The following is a 16,604-nucleotide window of genomic DNA, read 5'->3' as shown; positions in this document are numbered from 1 at the left end:
GAAAGCCCCGGAGTATGCGGCAGCGCCGCCCGGGCATCCAATGGGATCGGTCCCTGCCACTGATATGCTGGGCTTATGACAGACACCCCGAATCTGCAGCGCAGCGAATGGCGGCAGTGGCGCCAGTTCGCCGTGCTGGCCGAAGAGCTGCACTTCGGCCGCGCCGCGGCCCGCCTGCACATGACCCAGCCCGCGCTGACCCAGGCCATCGCGGCGCTCGAAGCGGCGCTGGGCGTGCGCCTGTTCGACCGCAACCGCCGCCGCGTGGCCCTGAGCGTGGCCGGCCAGGCCTTGCTGCCCGAGGTGAACGAGCTGCTGCGGCGCGCCCAGACGCTGCCCGCGCTGGCGCGCGCGGCCGCACACGGGGAAAGCGGGCGGCTGCGCGTGGCCTTCGTGTCCACCGTGGGCTACGGCCTGCTGCCACCCTGGGTGCGGCGCTTTCGTGAGCGCTGGCCGCGCGTGGCGCTCGAGCTGGTCGAGGCTACGAGCGATCAGCAGCTCGAAGGCCTGCTGCGCGGCGAGATCGACGCCGGCTTTCTGCTGCACGCGCCGGGCAGTGCGCCCGCAGGCCTGGCGCGCCGCTCGCTCACCAGCGAGCCGCTGGTGCTGGCGCTGCCCGAGGCCCACCCGCTGGCCGCGCGCGCGCGCCTGTCGCTGCGCGCCGTGCTCGACGAGCCGCTGGTGCTGTTCCCGCGCCGCATCCTGCCCGAGGTGCACGACGCGGTGCTGCAGCTCTACCGCGGCGCGGGCCGCACGCCGCAGGTGGCGCAGGAGGCGATTCAGATGCAGACCATCGTGAACCTGGTGTCGGCCGGCCTGGGGCTGGCCTGGGTGCTGCACAGCGTGCGGCAATTCCAGCGGCCGGGCGTGGTCTACCGGCCACTGGCCATGCCGGCGGGGCAGGGCGTGCCGCTGTGCGAGACCAGCCTGGTCTGGCGCGAGGGCGAGGCCAATCCGGCGCTGCAGCGCTTCATCGAGGCCCACCGTGCACAATGACCGACCATGTTGATGCATCCCCAGATCGATCCCGTGGCCCTGCAGATCGGGCCGCTCGCCGTGCACTGGTACGGCCTGACCTACCTCGCGGCCTTCGGCCTGTTCTACTGGCTCGCGCGGCTGCGTCTGCGGCACCTGCCGTACGCGGCCATCACCGCGCCGCGGCGCTGGGAGCCGCGCGACGTGGAGGACATCCTGTTCCTCGGCGTGGTGGGCGTGGTGGCGGGCGGGCGCGTGGGCTACTGCCTGTTCTACCAGCCGGCCTACTACCTGCAGCACCCGCTCGAGGTGTTCTACCTGTGGCAGGGCGGCATGAGCTTTCACGGCGGGCTGATCGGCGTGCTGCTGGCCCAGCTCTGGTACGCCCGCAGCCGCGGCCGCCCGTTCTTCGAGGTGATGGACTTCATCGCGCCCTGCGTGCCCACGGGCCTGGCGGCCGGGCGGGTGGGCAATTTCATCAACGGTGAGCTCTGGGGCCGCGTGGCCGACCCGGCGCTGCCCTGGGGCATGGTGTTCCGCGGCGCGGGCGACGCGCCGCGCCATCCCTCGCAGGTCTACCAGTTCCTGCTCGAAGGCCTGCTGCTGTTCGTGCTGCTGTGGCTCTACGCGCGCCAGCCGCGCCGCACGGGGCAGGTGTCGGGCGCGTTCCTGTTCGGCTATGGGGTGTTCCGCTTCATCGCCGAGTTCTTCCGCGAACCCGACGCGCACCTGGGTCTGCTGGCCCTGGGCATGAGCATGGGACAGTGGCTGTGTGTGCCCATGATCGTGGGCGGCATCGGCCTGTGGTGGTGGAGCAGCCGGCGCGCCTGAAGCGCTGCGGCCCAGGGTTTCCCCGGTGAGCAAAGGCAGCGGGGTGCCTCAGAATTAGCCGTAATTACAGATGATTACGGACCCTTGCTGCCATGCGCGTGGTGCTCAACTCCCTGCACGATGAAGTGGCCTCGCGGCTGCGCGAGCGCATCTTCGCCGGCGAGCTCGCGCCGGGCGGCTTCCTCGACGAGCCCGCGCTTTGCGCCGAAATGGGCATCTCGCGCACGCCGCTGCGCGAGGCGCTCAAGGTGCTCACCGCCGAAGGCCTGCTGCGCCACGAGCCGCGCCGCGGCTGCTTCGTGGCCGAGATCACCGAGCGCGACCTCGACGAAATCTTCCCGGTGATCGCGCTGCTGGAAGGCCGCTGCGCCTTCGAGGCCGCGACGCATGCGAGCGACGCCGAGCTCGCCGCGCTGGCCCACCTGCACGACAAGCTCGAACGCGCCGCGCGCGCCCGGCGCATCAACGAGTACTACGCGGTCAACTTCGCCATTCACGAGGCCATCATCACGCTGGCCGACAACCGCTGGCTCGCACAGGTGATCGGCGACCTGCGCAAGATCCTCAAGCTCGCGCGGCTGCAGCAGCTGCACGCACCCGGGCGGCTCGAACAAAGCCTGACCGAGCACCTGGCGGTGTTCGCCGCGCTCAAGGCGCGCGACGCCGAGGGCGCCGAGGCCGCCATGCGCACCCACCTCACGCGCCAGCGCGTGGCGCTGCGCGAACTCGCCCGGCAACAGAAATCGCGCCTGAGCGCCTGACACCAAGGGTCCGCATGAACACCGGTCAATGGATCTCTGAACGCGTGGTGGCGCGGCTGCGCCCCGCCAGCGCCCGGGCGGCGGCGCCCGCGCCGCGCTCCACCGAAGAGCGCCTGCGCGCGCGCCTGCGCCAGTCCGACGAGGCCATGTCGCCGCGCGCGCTGCGCCAGGCCCACGAGCAGCTCAAGGCGGTGGTCGATCCGCTGGTGAGCGAGGTCGAGGGCGGGCGCCGTGCGCAGGCCGTGATCGACTGGTACGCGCAGGCCCCGCTGGAGGAGCGGCGCGACCTGTGGCTGCTCATGAGCGAGCGCTTCATGGCCGACCCGCAGAAGGTGAAGCAGGCGCAGGCCGAGTACCTGGCCGCGGTGGGCACGCCGGGCGAGGCCGCGGCCGAGGTGCTCTACCGCCGCGCCACGGTGTCGCCGCGCCGGCGCCTGCTGCAGCGCTTCAGCGCGCACCCGCAGGGCATCCGCTTCCTGGTCGACATGCGCGCCGAGCTGCAGCCCGCGCTGCGCAACGATGCGCGGCTGCAGGCGCTCGACGTCGAGATGGAGTACATGTTCTCGACCTGGTTCGACGTGGGCTTTCTCGAGCTGCGCCGCATCAGCTGGGACTCGCCCGCGTCACTGATCGAAAAGCTGATCCGCTACGAGGCGGTGCACGACGTGCGCGGCTGGAACGACATGAAGAACCGGCTCGACAGCGACCGCCGCTGCTACGGTTTCTTCCACCCCAGCCTCGCGGGCGAGCCACTGATCTTCGTGGAGGTGGCACTGGTCAATGAGATCGCGGGCAGCATCACGCCGCTGCTCGACGAGACCGCCGCGCCGGTGGACCTCGCGCGCGCCACCACGGCCATCTTCTATTCGATCAGCAACACACAGGCCGGCCTCAAGGGCGTGAGCTTCGGCGACGCGCTGATCAAGCGCGTGGTCGATACGCTCAAGACCGAGTTCCCGCGCCTGCGCACCTTCGCCACGCTCTCGCCCATCCCGGGCCTGCGCGCCTGGCTCCACAAACACGCGCCGGCCGAACTGCTCAAGGCCTGGGAGCGCCACGCCGAGCTCGACGAGAAAGCCCCCGAACGCACCGCGCTGCTCGGCTGGGCCGCGCGCTACCTGGGCCTGGAGTTGCATGAGGGCAAACCCGTGGACGCCGTGGCGCGCTTCCACCTGGGCAACGGCGCGCGCGTGGAGCAACTGCACTGGGGCGCCGACCCGTCGCCCAAGGGCATCAAGCAGTCCTACGGTCTCATGGTGAACTACCTCTACGACCTGCGCCGCCTGGACAAGCACCGCGCCATGCTCGCGGCCGGAAAAATCCCGATAGCCGGGACCATCGAAGCCCTCTACCGTAAGCTGTCGTGACACGACCGCCGGGCCAGGGGGCTCATATTCCAACCACAGGAGACACCATGCAACCAGCTTTCAACCGCCGTGCGCTGCTGCGCGCGGCCGCGGCCTCGGCCGTGCTCGGCCCCGTGGGCGTGCGCGCCCAGTCGGCCTGGCCCTCGCGGCCCGTGACCATGGTCGTGCCATTCCCCGCCGGGGGTGGCACCGACGCCTTCGCGCGTCCCATGGCGGCCTCGTTCACCAAGCTGGCGGGCAAGGCCCTGGTCATCGACAACCGCGGCGGCGCCGGCGGCACCCTGGGTGCGAGCGTGGCGGCCAAGGCCGCGCCCGACGGCTACACGCTGTTCATGGGCGCGGTGCACCACTCGATCGCGCCCAGCATGTACCCCCGGCTCGACTACAACATCGAGACCGACCTGGTCCCGCTGATCCTGGTGGCCAGCGTGCCGCAGGTGGTGGTGGTGAACCCGAAGAACGTCACCGCGCCCGACTTCAAGAGCTTCCTCGCGCACATCCGCGCCAACCCGGCCAAGCTCAACTACGGCTCGGCCGGCAGCGGCACCTCGCACCACCTCGCGGGCGAGCTGTTCAAGCAGCAGACCAAGACCTTCATCACCCACATTCCCTACCGCGGCGCGGGCCCGGCACTGGCCGACCTGATCGCGGGCAACGTCGACATGATGTTCGACGGCCTGGGTTCGTCGGCCGGCCACATCAAGGGCGGCCGCATCAAGCCCATGATGGTTTCTGGCACCAAGCGCAACCCGGCCTTCCCCGACGTGCCTTGCGCGAGCGAGGTCGGCCTGCCCGAGTACAACGTGACCACCTGGTACGGCGTGTGGGCCCCCAAGGGCACGCCGGCCGATGCCCAGGCGCGCGCCATCGAGGAGATCCGAAAGGCCTGTACCACCGACGAAGCGAAGGCGGTCTGGGCCGCGCAGGGGGCCGACTTCCCCGACCTCACCGGGCCGGCCTTCGGCCAGTTCGTGAGCGCCGAGGTGCGCAAATGGGCCCAGGTGGTGAAGACCTCGGGCGCCAAGCTGGAGTGAGCGTTTGAGCGACGACAGCCTGCACCTGGCCCTGGACGACGCCACCGGCGGTGCGGTGGCGCGGCTCACGCTGCGCCGGCCCGCCAAGTTCAACGCCATGACGCGCGCCATGTGGCGCGAACTGGCCGACACCCTGCACCGCGTGGCGGCCATGCCCGCCGTGCGCGTGCTGGTGGTGGCGGGCGAGGGCGGGCATTTCTGCGCCGGCGGCGACATCGCCGAGTACCCGGGCTTTCGCTTCGACGAAGCCAGCCTGCGCGACTTCCACGAGCGCGAGGTCTGGGGCGGGCTGTCGGCCCTGCTGGCCTGCGACAAGCCCGTGATCGCGCAGATCGACGGCCACTGCATGGGGGCGGGCGTGGAGATCGCGAGCTGCTGCGACATCCGTGTGGCGACCCAGGCCGCGCGCTTCGGCGCACCCATCGCGCGCCTGGGCTTTCCCATGGCGCCGCGCGAGGCCGAGCTGGTGGCGCGCGAGGCCGGCCTGGCGACCGCGCGCGAGATGCTGCTGCAGGCCGCGGTGCTCGATGCGCCCACCCTGCTGCAGCGCGGCTTCCTGCACGCCGTGGTGCCCGATGCCGCGGCGCTCGCGGCCGACGTGGCCGCGCGCGCCGAGCGCATGGCCGCGCTCTCGCCCGAGGCCGCGCGCCTGAACAAGCAGACCCTGCGCGCGCTGGCCGGCGGCGTGGGCGCCGACGCCCTGGTGGCGCGCGCCTACGCCTATGCCGGCCACGCCGAGCACCGCGAGGGCATCAGTGCCTTCCTCGACAAGCGCAGCCCCGTTTTCTGAGCGACCCCAAGCGTCCATCCATGAGCAACAACCACAACCTCTACGCCGCGCTGCGCGCCGCCTTCCCCGCCGACCTCGATGCCACCGCCGTGGAAACCGTGGGCGGCGCCACCGCCGGCCTGCGCTACAGCTGGCGCGACCTCGACCGCGCCAGCGCCATGATCGCCAACCTGCTCGACAGCCTGAAGCTGCCCAAGGCCTCGCGCATCGCGGTGCAGGTCGAGAAGTCGGTCGAGGCGCTGATCCTCTACCTCGCGGTGCTGCGCTCGGGCCATGTGTTCCTGCCGCTCAACACCGCCTACCAGGCCGGCGAGATCGAGTACTTCGTGGGCAATGCCGAGCCCGCGGTGGTGGTGTGCAACCCGGCCAACTTCGGCTGGGTCAGCAAGATCGCCTTCCAGGCCGGCACGCGCCACGTGTTCACGCTCGGCGACGACCGCAGCGGCACGCTGCTCGAACGCGCCGCGCACCAGCGCGACACGCACACCGTGGCGCGGAGCGCGGCGGACGACCTCGGCGTGATCATCTACACCAGCGGCACCACGGGCCGCAGCAAGGGCGCCATGCTCTCGCACGGCAACATGCTGAGCAACGCGCGCACGCTGCAGGCCTACTGGGGCTGGCGCGCCGACGACGTGCTGATCCACGCGCTGCCCATCTTCCACGTGCACGGCCTGTTCGTGGCCATCCACGGCGCGCTCATCAACGGCAGCCCCATGCTCTGGCTCAACAAGTTCGAGCCGCGCGCCACCATCGAACTGTTCCCGCGCGCCACCGTGTTCATGGGCGTGCCCACGCTCTACACGCGCATGCTCGCCGAGCCCGCGCTCACGCCGGCGCAGGCTGCGCACATGCGGCTGTTCGTGTCGGGCTCGGCGCCGCTGTTGATCGAGACCTTCAACGAGTGGCGCGAGCGCACCGGCCACACCATCCTGGAGCGCTATGGCATGAGCGAGACCATCATGCTCACCTCCAACCCCTATGCGGAAGACGAGCGCTATCCGGGCCAGATCGAGCGCCGCGGCGCCACCGTGGGTTTCCCGCTGCCGGGCGTGAGCCTGCGCGTGGTCGACGACGCCGGCCGCCCGGTGGAAACCGGCGAGATCGGTGGCATCCAGGTGCGGGGGCCCAACGTGTTCAGCGGCTACTGGCGCATGCCCGAGAAGACCGCCGAGGAGTTCACCACCGACGGCTATTTCAAGACCGGTGACGTCGGCAAGGTTGACGAGCGCGGCTACGTGAGCATCGTGGGCCGCAGCAAGGACCTCATCATCTCGGGCGGCTACAACGTGTACCCGGCCGAGATCGAGGGTGCGCTCAACGAGATGCCGGGCGTGGCCGAGAGCGCGGTGATCGGCGTGCCGCACCCCGATTTCGGTGAGGTCGGGGTGGCGGTGGTCATCGCCCGGCCCGGGGCCACGCCCGACCCCGAGGCGCTGATCGGCGCGCTCAAGGCGCGCCTGGCCAACTTCAAGATCCCCAAGCGCTGCTTCGTGGTGGCAGAACTGCCCCGCAACACCATGGGCAAGGTGCAGAAGAACCTGCTGCGGGATCGGTACAAAGGCTTGTTTGCCTGAATCGTCGCCGGCTGCACCGGCCGGCGGCGTTCAGGGGAAGGCTTCCGCGAATGTCCCCCGGACGGCTGCGCCGTCCTCCTCCTTTATTTCGCTACAGCCTCCCCCCTGCTCGCCGCCGCCCTCGCTGGCGCTCGCCGGACTTCACCCCTGCCGCGACTTCAGCTCGCGAGCGCCGGGTGCGCCACGCAGCGGCATAAAGGAGGAGACCAGGGCGCAGCCCTGGGCAGGGGACAGCCGCGGAGTGGTGTACCCGGCGATCGCGAGCGTGCGCGAGGTGCAACGAGAGAAATGCTTCATTCAAGCATCAGCGCAAAACAAGCACCGGCACATGCGAGTGCGTGAGCACCTGCTGGGTCTCGCTGCCCAGCAGCAGCCGCTTGATACCGCGCCGGCCGTGCGAGGCCATCACGATCAGGTCGCACTTCTGGCGCTTGGCGGTGCCGATGATGGCCTCGGACACCAGATCGCTCTTGGCCGTGACCGGCTTGACCTTCACCTCGCGCTTCTGACCGGCCGACTTGATCGCCGTCACCGTGGCCATGGCCTCGTCGTGCCACTGCTTCTCCACCCGCGCCACCTCGCTGGCCGGCAGTGCCACGCCGCCCTCGAAGTACGACTGCGGGTAGCGCGGCACCACCTTGAGCGCCACGACTTCGGCACCGGTCATGTCGGCCAGCGACAGGGCGTGGTCCACGGCCTTCTGCGAAAGTTTCGAGCCATCGGTGGCGACCAGAATGCGCTTGTACATGGAGCTTCTCCTCGGTGGGTTGGGATTGAGGCCTTCAGCGTACCGCCGAAGGCCGCCTGGCAGGGTTGACTTACATCAATCGGTGTTCCCGCCCATGCGACTAAGCTCCACCCCATGAGTTCCGCCACCTGGTTGAGCGACCACCGGGGGCCGCTGACGGTCAACGACGATTTCGCGGTGCTCGACGACCCGGTCGAGCAGTCGGCCTTCACCGAAGCGGTGGAGGCGGAAGGCGCGTGCACGGGCCAGCGCGAATCGGTGCTGGTGGTGCAGGGCATGTACTGCGCGGCCTGCGCCGACGCGATCGAGGGCGCGCTCGACGGTGTGCCCGGTGTGGTGCTCGCGCGCGTGCACGCGGCCACGCGCCGCCTGCAACTGCGCTGGGACCCGGCGGTCACGCGCCTGTCCGAACTGGCCGCGCGCGTGGGCGAACGGGGTTACCGCCTGTTGCCGCTGCAGCAGGCCCTGTCCATCGACCAGCGCCTGCGCGAGACGCGCCAGGCGCTGTGGCGCCTGTTCGTGGCCGGCTTCTGCATGATGCAGGTCATGATGTACGCGTGGCCGGCCTACGTGGCCGCGCCCGGCGACATCCCGCCCGACATCGGCCAGCTGCTGCGCTGGGCGAGCTGGGTCATCAGCGTGCCGGTGGTGTTCTTCGCAAGCGGCCCGTTCTTCCAGCGCGCCTGGGCCGACCTCAAGGCGCGGCGCATCGGCATGGACACGCCGGTGTCGGTGGGCATCCTCGTGACCTTCCTGGTGAGCTCGGCCGCCACCTTCGACCCGAGCGGGCCCTGGGGCCACGAGGTCTGGTACGACTCGCTCACCATGTTCGTGTTCTTCCTGCTCGGCGGGCGTTACCTCGAGGCGCGGCTGCGCGAACGCACCGCCGGTGCGCTCGACGCGCTCATCAACCGCCTGCCTGCCTCGTGCGAGCGCGAGCGCGCCGACGGCACGCGCGAGACCGTGTCGGTGCGCCGCCTCGCGGCCGGCGACGTGGTGCACGTGCGCGCGGGCGAAGCCTTTCCGGGCGACGGCGTGCTGCTCGACGCGCACGCCACGGTCGATGAGGCCCTGCTCACCGGCGAGTCGCGCCCGCTCGCGCGCCGCTGCGGTGACGCCCTGGTGGCCGGCAGCCTCAACCTCGCGGGCCCGGCGCGCATGCGGCTCGACCGCGTGGGGTCCGACACGCGCTACGCCCACATCGTGCGCCTGATGGAGCGCGCCGCCACCGAGCGGCCGCGCCTGGCCGAGCTGGCCGACCGCATCGCCGGGCCCTTCCTGGTGCTGGTGATGCTCGCGGCCGCCGCGGCCGGCATCGCCTGGTGGCAGATCGATCCGTCGAAGTCGCTGGCGATCGCGGTGGCGGTGCTCATCGTCACCTGCCCGTGCGCGCTGTCGCTCGCCACGCCCGCGGCCATGCTGGCCTCGGCGGGCGCGCTCGCGCGCCGCGGCGTGCTGATCCGCCGGCTGCAGGCCTTCGAGGCCATGGCCTCGGTGAATGCGGTGGTGTTCGACAAGACCGGCACGCTCACGCACGACCACCTGGTGCTGCGCGACCTGCACCTGCGCACCGGGGCCGACCGCACCCAGGTGCTGGCGCTGGCTGCGGCGCTGGCACGCGGCTCGCTGCACCCGGTGGCGCGCGGCGTGACGGCTGCGGTGCCGGCGGAGCTGTCCTTGCCCCTGCTCGAAGACCTGCGCGAAGAGCCGGGGCAGGGCGTGGAGGGGCGGCTGCCCGACGGCCGCCGCGTGCGCCTGGGCTCGGCGCTGTTCATCGGCACCATGCCCGAGCTCGACGTGGACGGCCCGCGCACCTACCTGGCCGACGACCACGGCTGGCTGGCCACCATCGGCTTCAGCGAAGGCCTGCGCGAAGACGCGCGCGCCGCGGTGCAGCGGCTGCGCCAGCTCGGCATCCAGACCTGGCTGATCTCGGGCGACCGCGCCGCGCCCGCGCACCACGTGGCGCAGGCCGTGGGCGTGGACCACGTGCTGGCCGAGGCCACGCCCGAGCGCAAGCTGCAGGAAGTGCAGGCCCTGCAACAGCGCGGCTGGCGCATCGCCATGGTGGGCGATGGCCTCAACGACGGGCCGGTGCTGGCCTGGGCCGACGCGTCCTTCGCGCTCGGCCGCGCCGCGCCGCTGGCGCAGGCGCGCAGCGACGCGGTGGTGCAGGGCGGGCGCGTGATGGACGTGGTCGACACCCTGCTGCTGGCGCGCCGCACGCTGCGCGTGGTGCGCCAGAACCTGGTCTGGGCCGCGGTGTACAACGCGGTCTGCATCCCGCTGGCCCTGATCGGCTGGATGCCCCCCTGGCTCGCGGGCCTGGGCATGGCCGCCAGCTCGCTGCTGGTGATCGCCAACGCCTGGCGCCTGAGCCGCTGAACCCCGGATCCGCCATGGACGTGCTCTATCTCCTCATCCCGCTGTCGGTGCTGATCGTGTTCGGCGTCATCGGCCTGTTCTGGTGGGCCCTGCAGGCGGGCCAGTTCGACCACGTGGACCGCGAAGGCGAGCGGATCCTCAAGGACGAATGAGCGGCGCTTGACTTAAGTCAAGCCGCCCCCAGGGCCCGCCGGGGACACTCCTTCTGCAACATCCAGAGGAGTATCCGAATGGCCTTCAACGACAAGGCAACCGCGCAAGCCGCGGTCTACAACGACAAGGTGGTCCGGCAATTCGCCATCGCCACCGTGATCTGGGGCGTGGTGGGGATGCTGGTGGGCGTGATCATCGCCGCGCAGCTGACCTGGCCCGCGCTCAACCTGGGCATCGAATGGCTCAGCTACGGCCGGCTGCGGCCACTGCACACCAACGCAGTGATCTTTGCCTTCGGCGGCTGCGGCCTGTTCGCAGCGAGCTACTACGTGGTGCAGCGCACCTGCCACACGCGCCTGTTCTCCGACACGCTGGCGGCCTTCACCTTCTGGGGCTGGCAACTCGTGATCGTGGCCGCGGCGATCACGCTGCCGCTGGGCATCACGCAAGGCAAGGAATACGCCGAGCTCGAGTGGCCGATCGACCTGCTGATTGCCGCCGTGTGGGTGGCCTACGCGGTGGTGTTCTTCGGCACCGTGGGCATGCGCAAGGTGCGCCACATCTATGTGGCCAACTGGTTCTTCGGCGCCTTCATCCTGGCCGTGGCGGTGCTGCACATCGTCAACAGCGCCGCGGTGCCCGTGGACCTGTTCAAGAGCTACTCGGCCTACGCGGGCGTGCAGGACGCGATGGTGCAGTGGTGGTACGGCCACAACGCCGTGGGCTTCTTCCTCACGGCCGGCTTCCTCGGGATGATGTACTACTTCATCCCCAAGCAGGCCGAGCGCCCGGTGTATTCGTACCGGTTGTCCATCGTGCACTTCTGGGCCCTGATCTTCACCTACATGTGGGCGGGCCCCCACCACCTGCACTACACCGCGCTGCCCGACTGGGCGCAATCGGTGGGCATGGTGTTCTCGCTGATCCTGCTCGCGCCGAGCTGGGGCGGCATGATCAACGGCATCATGACCCTCTCGGGCGCCTGGCACAAACTGCGCGACGACCCGATCCTGCGCTTCCTGATCGTCTCGCTCTCGTTCTACGGCATGTCGACCTTCGAGGGCCCGATGATGTCGATCAAGACGGTCAACGCGCTGTCGCACTACACCGACTGGACCATCGGCCACGTGCACTCGGGCGCGCTGGGCTGGGTCGGTCTGGTCACCATGGGCTCGATGTACTACCTGATCCCGCGCCTGTACGGCCAGAAGAAGATGTACTCGGTGCCCGCGATCGAGCTGCACTTCTGGATCGCCACCGTCGGCATCGTGCTCTACATCGCCGCGATGTGGATCGCCGGTGTGATGCAGGGCCTGATGTGGCGTTCGGTCAACCCCGACGGCAGCCTCACCTACACCTTCGTCGAGTCGGTCAAGGCCACGTTCCCCTTCTACGTCATCCGCCTCGCCGGTGGCGTGCTCTACCTCGCCGGCATGGGCGTGATGCTGTGGAACACCATCATGACCGCGCGCCAGGGCCGCATCGAGCCCGTGCGCATCCCTGCCGCCCAAACCGCCCACGCCTGAGGTTCACACCATGGCCAATGCAGAAAAAACCACCGGTTTCTCCCACGAGCGGATCGAGACCAGCAACTTCCTCATGATCGTGCTGATCGTGCTGGTGATCGCCGTCGGCGGTCTGGTCGAGATCGTGCCGCTGTTCTTCCAGAAGTCGACCACGCAGCCCGTGGAAGGCTTGAAGCCCTACACCGCGCTGCAGCTCGCGGGCCGCGACGTGTACGTGAAGGAGGGCTGCTACAACTGCCACTCGCAGATGATCCGCCCCTTCCAGGCCGAGACGCTGCGCTACGGCCACTACTCGGTGGCGGGCGAGTTCGTCTACGACCGGCCCTTCCAGTGGGGCAGCAAACGCACCGGCCCCGACCTGGCGCGCGTGGGCGGCCGCTACAGCGACGAGTGGCACCGCATCCACCTGAACAACCCGCGCGACCTGGTGCCCGAGTCGAACATGCCGGCCTATTCCTGGCTCGACAAGAAGCCCGTGAAGGCCGACGGCCTGCCGCGCCGCATGGAAGTGCTGCGCAGCCTGGGCGCGCCCTACAGCGACGACGAGATCAAGGGCTCGGTGGAAGCCGTTCAGGGCAAGACCGAACTCGACGCCCTGGTGGCCTACCTGCAGGTGCTCGGCACCGCGATGAAGTGAGGGAGGCCGCCATGGACATCAACACCCTGCGCTCGCTGGTCACGGTGATCAGCCTGGGCGTGTTCGTGGGCATCGTGGCCTGGGCCTGGTCGCGCCGCAACCAGGCGCGCTTCGACGAGGCCGCCCGGCTGCCGTTCCAGGACGAATGAGAGAACAAGATCATGAGCGACTTCACTAGCGACTTCTGGCATCTCTACGTGGCCGGCCTCACGCTGGTCAGCATCATCGCCTGCGCCCTGCTGCTGTGGATCAGCGGCAAGGCCAAGGTCAAGGCGCACCAGGACAACACCACCGGTCACGTCTGGGACGAGGACCTGCGCGAACTCAACAACCCGCTGCCCAAGTGGTGGGTGTACCTCTTCGTCATCACCGTGGTCTTTGCGCTGGCCTACGGCCTGCTGTATCCCATGTTCGGCCGCTACGCGGGCGTGCTGGGCTGGAGCTCGCAGGGCCAGCACACGGCCGAGGTGCAGCGCCAGCAGGCGGCCATCGCGCCGCTGTACGCCGAGTTCCGCGGCCAGCCCCCTGAAAAACTCGCGGGCGACGCCAAGGCCATGGCCATCGGCGAGCGCCTGTTCATGAACAACTGCGCCCAGTGCCACGGCTCGGACGCGCGCGGCTCCAAGGGCTTCCCCAACCTCACCGACAGCGACTGGCTGCACGGCGGCGATCCCGCCACCATCACCAAGACCATCACCGAGGGCCGCCAGGCCATGATGCCGCCCATGGCCGCTGCCGTGGGCAGCGCCGAGGACGTGCGCAACCTGGCGCACTACGTGCTCAGCCTCTCGGGCAGCCCGCACGATGCGCTGCGCGCCTCGCAGGGCCAGGCCAAGTTCGCGGCCTGCGCCGCCTGCCACGGCGCCAACGGCAAGGGCAACACCGCCATCGGCGCGCCCAACCTCACCGACGACATCTGGCTGCACGGCTGGGGCGAAGAGGCGGTGGTGCGCGCGGTGACCAAGGGCATCAGCAACCACATGCCGGCGCAGAACCAGCTGCTCACGGCCGACCAGATCCACGTGCTGACCGCCTACGTCTGGGGCCTGTCGAACCGTCCTGCCCAGTGAGCGTGTCATGAGTCAGCCGGCCGACGCAGGCAAACCGCGCGTCATCCCCATCCAGCCCGTGCCCGTGACCCCGGGCGTGGGCGACGAGGAGGTGATGGTCTCGCTCTACGCCTCGCGCCAGAAGATCCATCCGCGCTCGGTCTCGGGCCTGTTCTCGAAGTGGCGCTGGGCCCTGGTCTGGGCCACCCAGCTGCTGTTCTACGGCCTGCCCTGGCTGCAGTGGAACGGGCGCCAGGCCGTGCTGTTCGACCTCGAGGCGCGGCGCTTCTTCATCTTCCCGCTGGTGCTCTACCCGCAGGACTTCATCTACCTCACGGGGCTGCTGGTCATCTCGGCGCTCGCGCTGTTCCTGTTCACCGCGGTGGCCGGCCGCCTGTGGTGCGGCTACGCCTGCCCGCAGACGGTCTACACCGAGATGTTTCTGTGGATCGAGCGCCGCGTGGAGGGCGACCGCAGCGCGCGCCTGCGCCTGGACGCCGCGCCGCTGAGCGCGGCCAAGATCGGCAAGAAGGCGCTCAAGCACGGCCTGTGGGCCGCGGTGGGCCTGTGGACCGGCTTCACCTTCGTCGGCTACTTCACGCCCATTCGCGAGCTCGCGGGGCTGGTGGCCGCGTTCGCGCTCGGGCCCTGGCAGACCTTCTGGGTGCTGTTCTACGGCTTCGCCACCTATGGCAATGCCGGCTTCCTGCGCGAGCAGGTGTGCAAGTACATGTGCCCTTACGCGCGCTTCCAGAGCGCGATGTTCGACAAGGACACGATGATCGTGACCTACGACGCCCGGCGTGGCGAGCCGCGAGGGGCGCGCAGCAAGAAGGCCGATCCCCAGGCCCTGGGCCTGGGTGCCTGCGTGGACTGCACGCTGTGCGTGCAGGTCTGCCCCACGGGCATCGACATCCGCAAGGGCCTGCAGTACGAATGCATCGGCTGCGGCGCGTGCATCGACGTGTGCGACGACGTGATGGACAAGGTGGGCTACCCGCGCGGGCTGATCCGTTACACCACCCAGAACGGGCTGGCCGAGGGATGGAGCCGTGCGCAGATGCTGCGCCGCGCGCTGCGCCCGCGCGTGCTGGTGTACGGGGGCATCCTGGCCGCGATCACGCTCGCGGTGCTCGGTAGCCTGGCGCTGCGTGTGCCGCTCAAGGTCGACGTGATCCGCGACCGCGGCGCGCTGGCGCGCGAGGTGGGGCAGGGCCGCATCGAGAATGTCTACCGGCTGCAGATCATGAACGCCACCGAAGCCCCTCAGACTTACCGCGTCCGGGTCGAAGGCCTGCCGGGCATCGAACTCGCGTCCGACGCGCTGGTGCAGGTCGACCCGGCCGAGGTGCGCTCAGTGGCCGCGCGGGTGCAGTTGCCGCCGGGCGCGGCCGGCAGCGGCTCGCACCCCATCGTCTTCGACGTGAGCGCGCCGCAGGAGGCCGGCCTGCAGGTGCGCGAGAAGACCACCTTCCTCGTGCCCCGCTGAATGTCCAGGAGAAAACCATGAACGCCGAACCGAACGCTGTCACCCACCCCGTGCCCTGGTGGCGCGTGGGCCCCATGTGGCTGGTCGTGGGCGGGCCGCTGGCCGTGGTGGTGGCGGCCATCGCCACCGCCGTCATCGCCGTCCACGGCGCCGACCCCGTGATCGACAAGGGCGAGTACGAGGCCACGCTGCAGCAGGCCCGTGCGCTGCAGGGCGCCGAGCGCGAAGCAGCGCTCATCAAGCTGCAACCCGCGCACCAGGCGCGCAACCACGCCGCCTCCCCGGTGGCACGGGAGCCCTGAGCATGAACGTGCGGCGCTGGATGGCGGTGGCCTGGCCGGCCTTCCTGCTGGCCGGGGTGCTCGAGATGCTGGTGTTCGCCCTGGTCGACCCGGGCCAGCTGCACTGGCACGGCCAGGCGCTGGAGTGGTCGCGCGCCGCGGTCTACACGGTGAGCTTTTTTGTTTTCTGGGCCGTCATCGCGGTCGCGGGGGCGCTCACCGCGGTGCTGGTCGCACCGGCCGAGGATCAGCCGCAGGTCTGAGGGTTCACGATGCGCCGCAGCGCCTCGGTGTCCTTGATGTGCACGTAGCGCTGCTTGACCTCGATCACGCCGTCGTCGACGAACTTCGAGAACGTGCGGCTGACGGTTTCGAGCTTCATGCCCAGGTAGCTGCCGATCTCCTCGCGCGTCATGCGCAGGTTGAACTCGGACGGCGAAAAACCGCGCGCCTGCAGGCGCTGCACCAGGTTGAGCAGGAAGGCCGCGAGGCGCTCCTCGGCGCGCATGCTGCCCAGCAGCAGCATCACGCTGTGGTCGCGCACGATCTCGCGGCTCATGATGCGGTGCACGTGGTGCTGCAGCGTGGTGAACTCGCGCGACAGCGCCTCGACCTCGTCGAAGGGCATCACACAGACCTCGGCGTCTTCGAGCGCCACGGCGTCGCACGAGTGGCGGTCGTTGACGATGCCGTCGAGGCCGATGATCTCGCCCGCCATCTGAAAGCCCGTGACCTGGTCGCGGCCGTCGGGGCTGGTGACGCGGGTCTTGAAGAAGCCCGAGCGCACGGCATAGAGCGAGGTGAAGCTGTCGCCCGCGGAGAACAGCGCATCGCCGCGCTTGATGCGCTTGCGCGTGGAGACGAGGTGGTCGAGCTTGTCCATCTCGTCGGGGTTGAGACCCATGGGCAGGCACAACTCGCGCAGATTGCAGCCCGAACAGGCCACTTTGATGCGATGGACGTCCATAAGCATGTGATGATTTCCCTCAACAAGCCCGAGC

Annotated in this window: 18 protein-coding genes; 16 read left to right on the top strand and 2 right to left on the bottom strand. The window is 69.9% G+C overall.

The features are described from left to right. Nucleotides 1–75 precede the first annotated feature (75 nt). From WDZ95_RS11135 to WDZ95_RS11105, 7 genes are all read left to right on the top strand, one after another. A complete protein-coding gene (locus tag WDZ95_RS11135; protein ID WP_425778374.1) occupies nucleotides 76–996 on the top strand; it encodes a LysR substrate-binding domain-containing protein in 921 nt (306 codons plus the stop codon). Between the two features lie 6 nt (nucleotides 997–1,002). After that, on the top strand, nucleotides 1,003–1,806 hold the full coding sequence (gene lgt, locus WDZ95_RS11130; RefSeq protein WP_425778372.1) for a prolipoprotein diacylglyceryl transferase: 804 nt from the start codon (nucleotides 1,003–1,005) through the stop codon (nucleotides 1,804–1,806). Between the two features lie 92 nt (nucleotides 1,807–1,898). After that, complete coding sequence (locus WDZ95_RS11125) at nucleotides 1,899–2,567, top strand: GntR family transcriptional regulator (RefSeq protein WP_425778370.1); 669 nt, start codon at nucleotides 1,899–1,901, stop codon at nucleotides 2,565–2,567. A gap of 14 nt (nucleotides 2,568–2,581) precedes the next feature. Beyond that, nucleotides 2,582–3,934 (top strand): malonyl-CoA decarboxylase, encoded by a 1,353-nt coding sequence (locus tag WDZ95_RS11120; protein ID WP_425778368.1) that lies wholly within the window; start codon nucleotides 2,582–2,584, stop codon nucleotides 3,932–3,934. 47 nt (nucleotides 3,935–3,981) lie between these two features. Further along, nucleotides 3,982–4,968 carry a Bug family tripartite tricarboxylate transporter substrate binding protein gene (locus WDZ95_RS11115; protein ID WP_166225738.1) on the top strand — a complete coding sequence of 329 codons (987 nt, stop codon included), beginning with the start codon at nucleotides 3,982–3,984 and terminating at the stop codon, nucleotides 4,966–4,968. A gap of 4 nt (nucleotides 4,969–4,972) precedes the next feature. Beyond that, entirely contained in the window at nucleotides 4,973–5,758 is a 786-nt protein-coding gene (locus WDZ95_RS11110) for an enoyl-CoA hydratase/isomerase family protein (RefSeq protein WP_425778365.1), read from the top strand. A gap of 20 nt (nucleotides 5,759–5,778) precedes the next feature. After that, complete coding sequence (locus WDZ95_RS11105; RefSeq protein ID WP_425778363.1) at nucleotides 5,779–7,335, top strand: malonate--CoA ligase; 1,557 nt, start codon at nucleotides 5,779–5,781, stop codon at nucleotides 7,333–7,335. 304 nt (nucleotides 7,336–7,639) lie between these two features. On the opposite strand, the gene WDZ95_RS11100 is transcribed toward WDZ95_RS11105, so the two are convergent. Beyond that, nucleotides 7,640–8,083 (bottom strand): universal stress protein, encoded by a 444-nt coding sequence (locus WDZ95_RS11100; RefSeq protein WP_425778361.1) that lies wholly within the window; start codon nucleotides 8,081–8,083, stop codon nucleotides 7,640–7,642. A gap of 114 nt (nucleotides 8,084–8,197) precedes the next feature. Here WDZ95_RS11100 and WDZ95_RS11095 point away from each other — a divergent pair, with 114 nt between their 5' ends. The 9 genes from WDZ95_RS11095 to WDZ95_RS11055 all read left to right on the top strand — a co-directional run bounded on the left by WDZ95_RS11095 (nucleotide 8,198) and on the right by WDZ95_RS11055 (nucleotide 15,866). Beyond that, nucleotides 8,198–10,468 (top strand): heavy metal translocating P-type ATPase, encoded by a 2,271-nt coding sequence (locus WDZ95_RS11095; RefSeq protein ID WP_425778359.1) that lies wholly within the window; start codon nucleotides 8,198–8,200, stop codon nucleotides 10,466–10,468. 14 nt (nucleotides 10,469–10,482) lie between these two features. Beyond that, on the top strand, nucleotides 10,483–10,620 hold the full coding sequence (gene ccoS, locus WDZ95_RS11090; protein ID WP_425778357.1) for a cbb3-type cytochrome oxidase assembly protein CcoS: 138 nt from the start codon (nucleotides 10,483–10,485) through the stop codon (nucleotides 10,618–10,620). A 78-nt stretch (nucleotides 10,621–10,698) separates the two neighbouring features. Further along, nucleotides 10,699–12,147: a cytochrome-c oxidase, cbb3-type subunit I gene (gene ccoN / locus WDZ95_RS11085; protein ID WP_166225755.1), complete on the top strand. Its 1,449-nt coding sequence runs from the start codon at nucleotides 10,699–10,701 to the stop codon at nucleotides 12,145–12,147. A gap of 10 nt (nucleotides 12,148–12,157) precedes the next feature. After that, nucleotides 12,158–12,784, top strand: coding sequence for a cytochrome-c oxidase, cbb3-type subunit II (ccoO, locus tag WDZ95_RS11080; protein ID WP_166225757.1), 627 nt, complete (start codon nucleotides 12,158–12,160; stop codon nucleotides 12,782–12,784). Between the two features lie 11 nt (nucleotides 12,785–12,795). Beyond that, a complete protein-coding gene (locus WDZ95_RS11075; RefSeq protein ID WP_287468625.1) occupies nucleotides 12,796–12,933 on the top strand; it encodes a cbb3-type cytochrome oxidase subunit 3 in 138 nt (45 codons plus the stop codon). A gap of 12 nt (nucleotides 12,934–12,945) precedes the next feature. Then, entirely contained in the window at nucleotides 12,946–13,854 is a 909-nt protein-coding gene (gene ccoP / locus WDZ95_RS11070; protein WP_166225763.1) for a cytochrome-c oxidase, cbb3-type subunit III, read from the top strand. A gap of 7 nt (nucleotides 13,855–13,861) precedes the next feature. Then, nucleotides 13,862–15,322, top strand: coding sequence for a cytochrome c oxidase accessory protein CcoG (gene ccoG, locus WDZ95_RS11065; RefSeq protein ID WP_425778353.1), 1,461 nt, complete (start codon nucleotides 13,862–13,864; stop codon nucleotides 15,320–15,322). A gap of 17 nt (nucleotides 15,323–15,339) precedes the next feature. After that, nucleotides 15,340–15,624 carry a nitrogen fixation protein FixH gene (locus WDZ95_RS11060; protein WP_287468627.1) on the top strand — a complete coding sequence of 95 codons (285 nt, stop codon included), beginning with the start codon at nucleotides 15,340–15,342 and terminating at the stop codon, nucleotides 15,622–15,624. Between the two features lie 2 nt (nucleotides 15,625–15,626). Next, nucleotides 15,627–15,866: a hypothetical protein gene (locus WDZ95_RS11055; protein WP_425778352.1), complete on the top strand. Its 240-nt coding sequence runs from the start codon at nucleotides 15,627–15,629 to the stop codon at nucleotides 15,864–15,866. Here the strand turns inward: WDZ95_RS11055 and fnr are convergent. Beyond that, nucleotides 15,851–16,570 (bottom strand): fumarate/nitrate reduction transcriptional regulator Fnr, encoded by a 720-nt coding sequence (gene fnr / locus WDZ95_RS11050; protein WP_166225775.1) that lies wholly within the window; start codon nucleotides 16,568–16,570, stop codon nucleotides 15,851–15,853. The genes WDZ95_RS11055 and fnr overlap by 16 nt on opposite strands. Between the last annotated feature and the right edge of the window lie 34 nt (nucleotides 16,571–16,604).

The sequence above is a fragment of the Hydrogenophaga sp. T2 genome (genome assembly GCF_049843535.1).
Classification (GTDB): domain Bacteria; phylum Pseudomonadota; class Gammaproteobacteria; order Burkholderiales; family Burkholderiaceae_C; genus Hydrogenophaga; species Hydrogenophaga crocea.
This window is presented reverse-complemented; position numbering and strand designations above follow the sequence as displayed.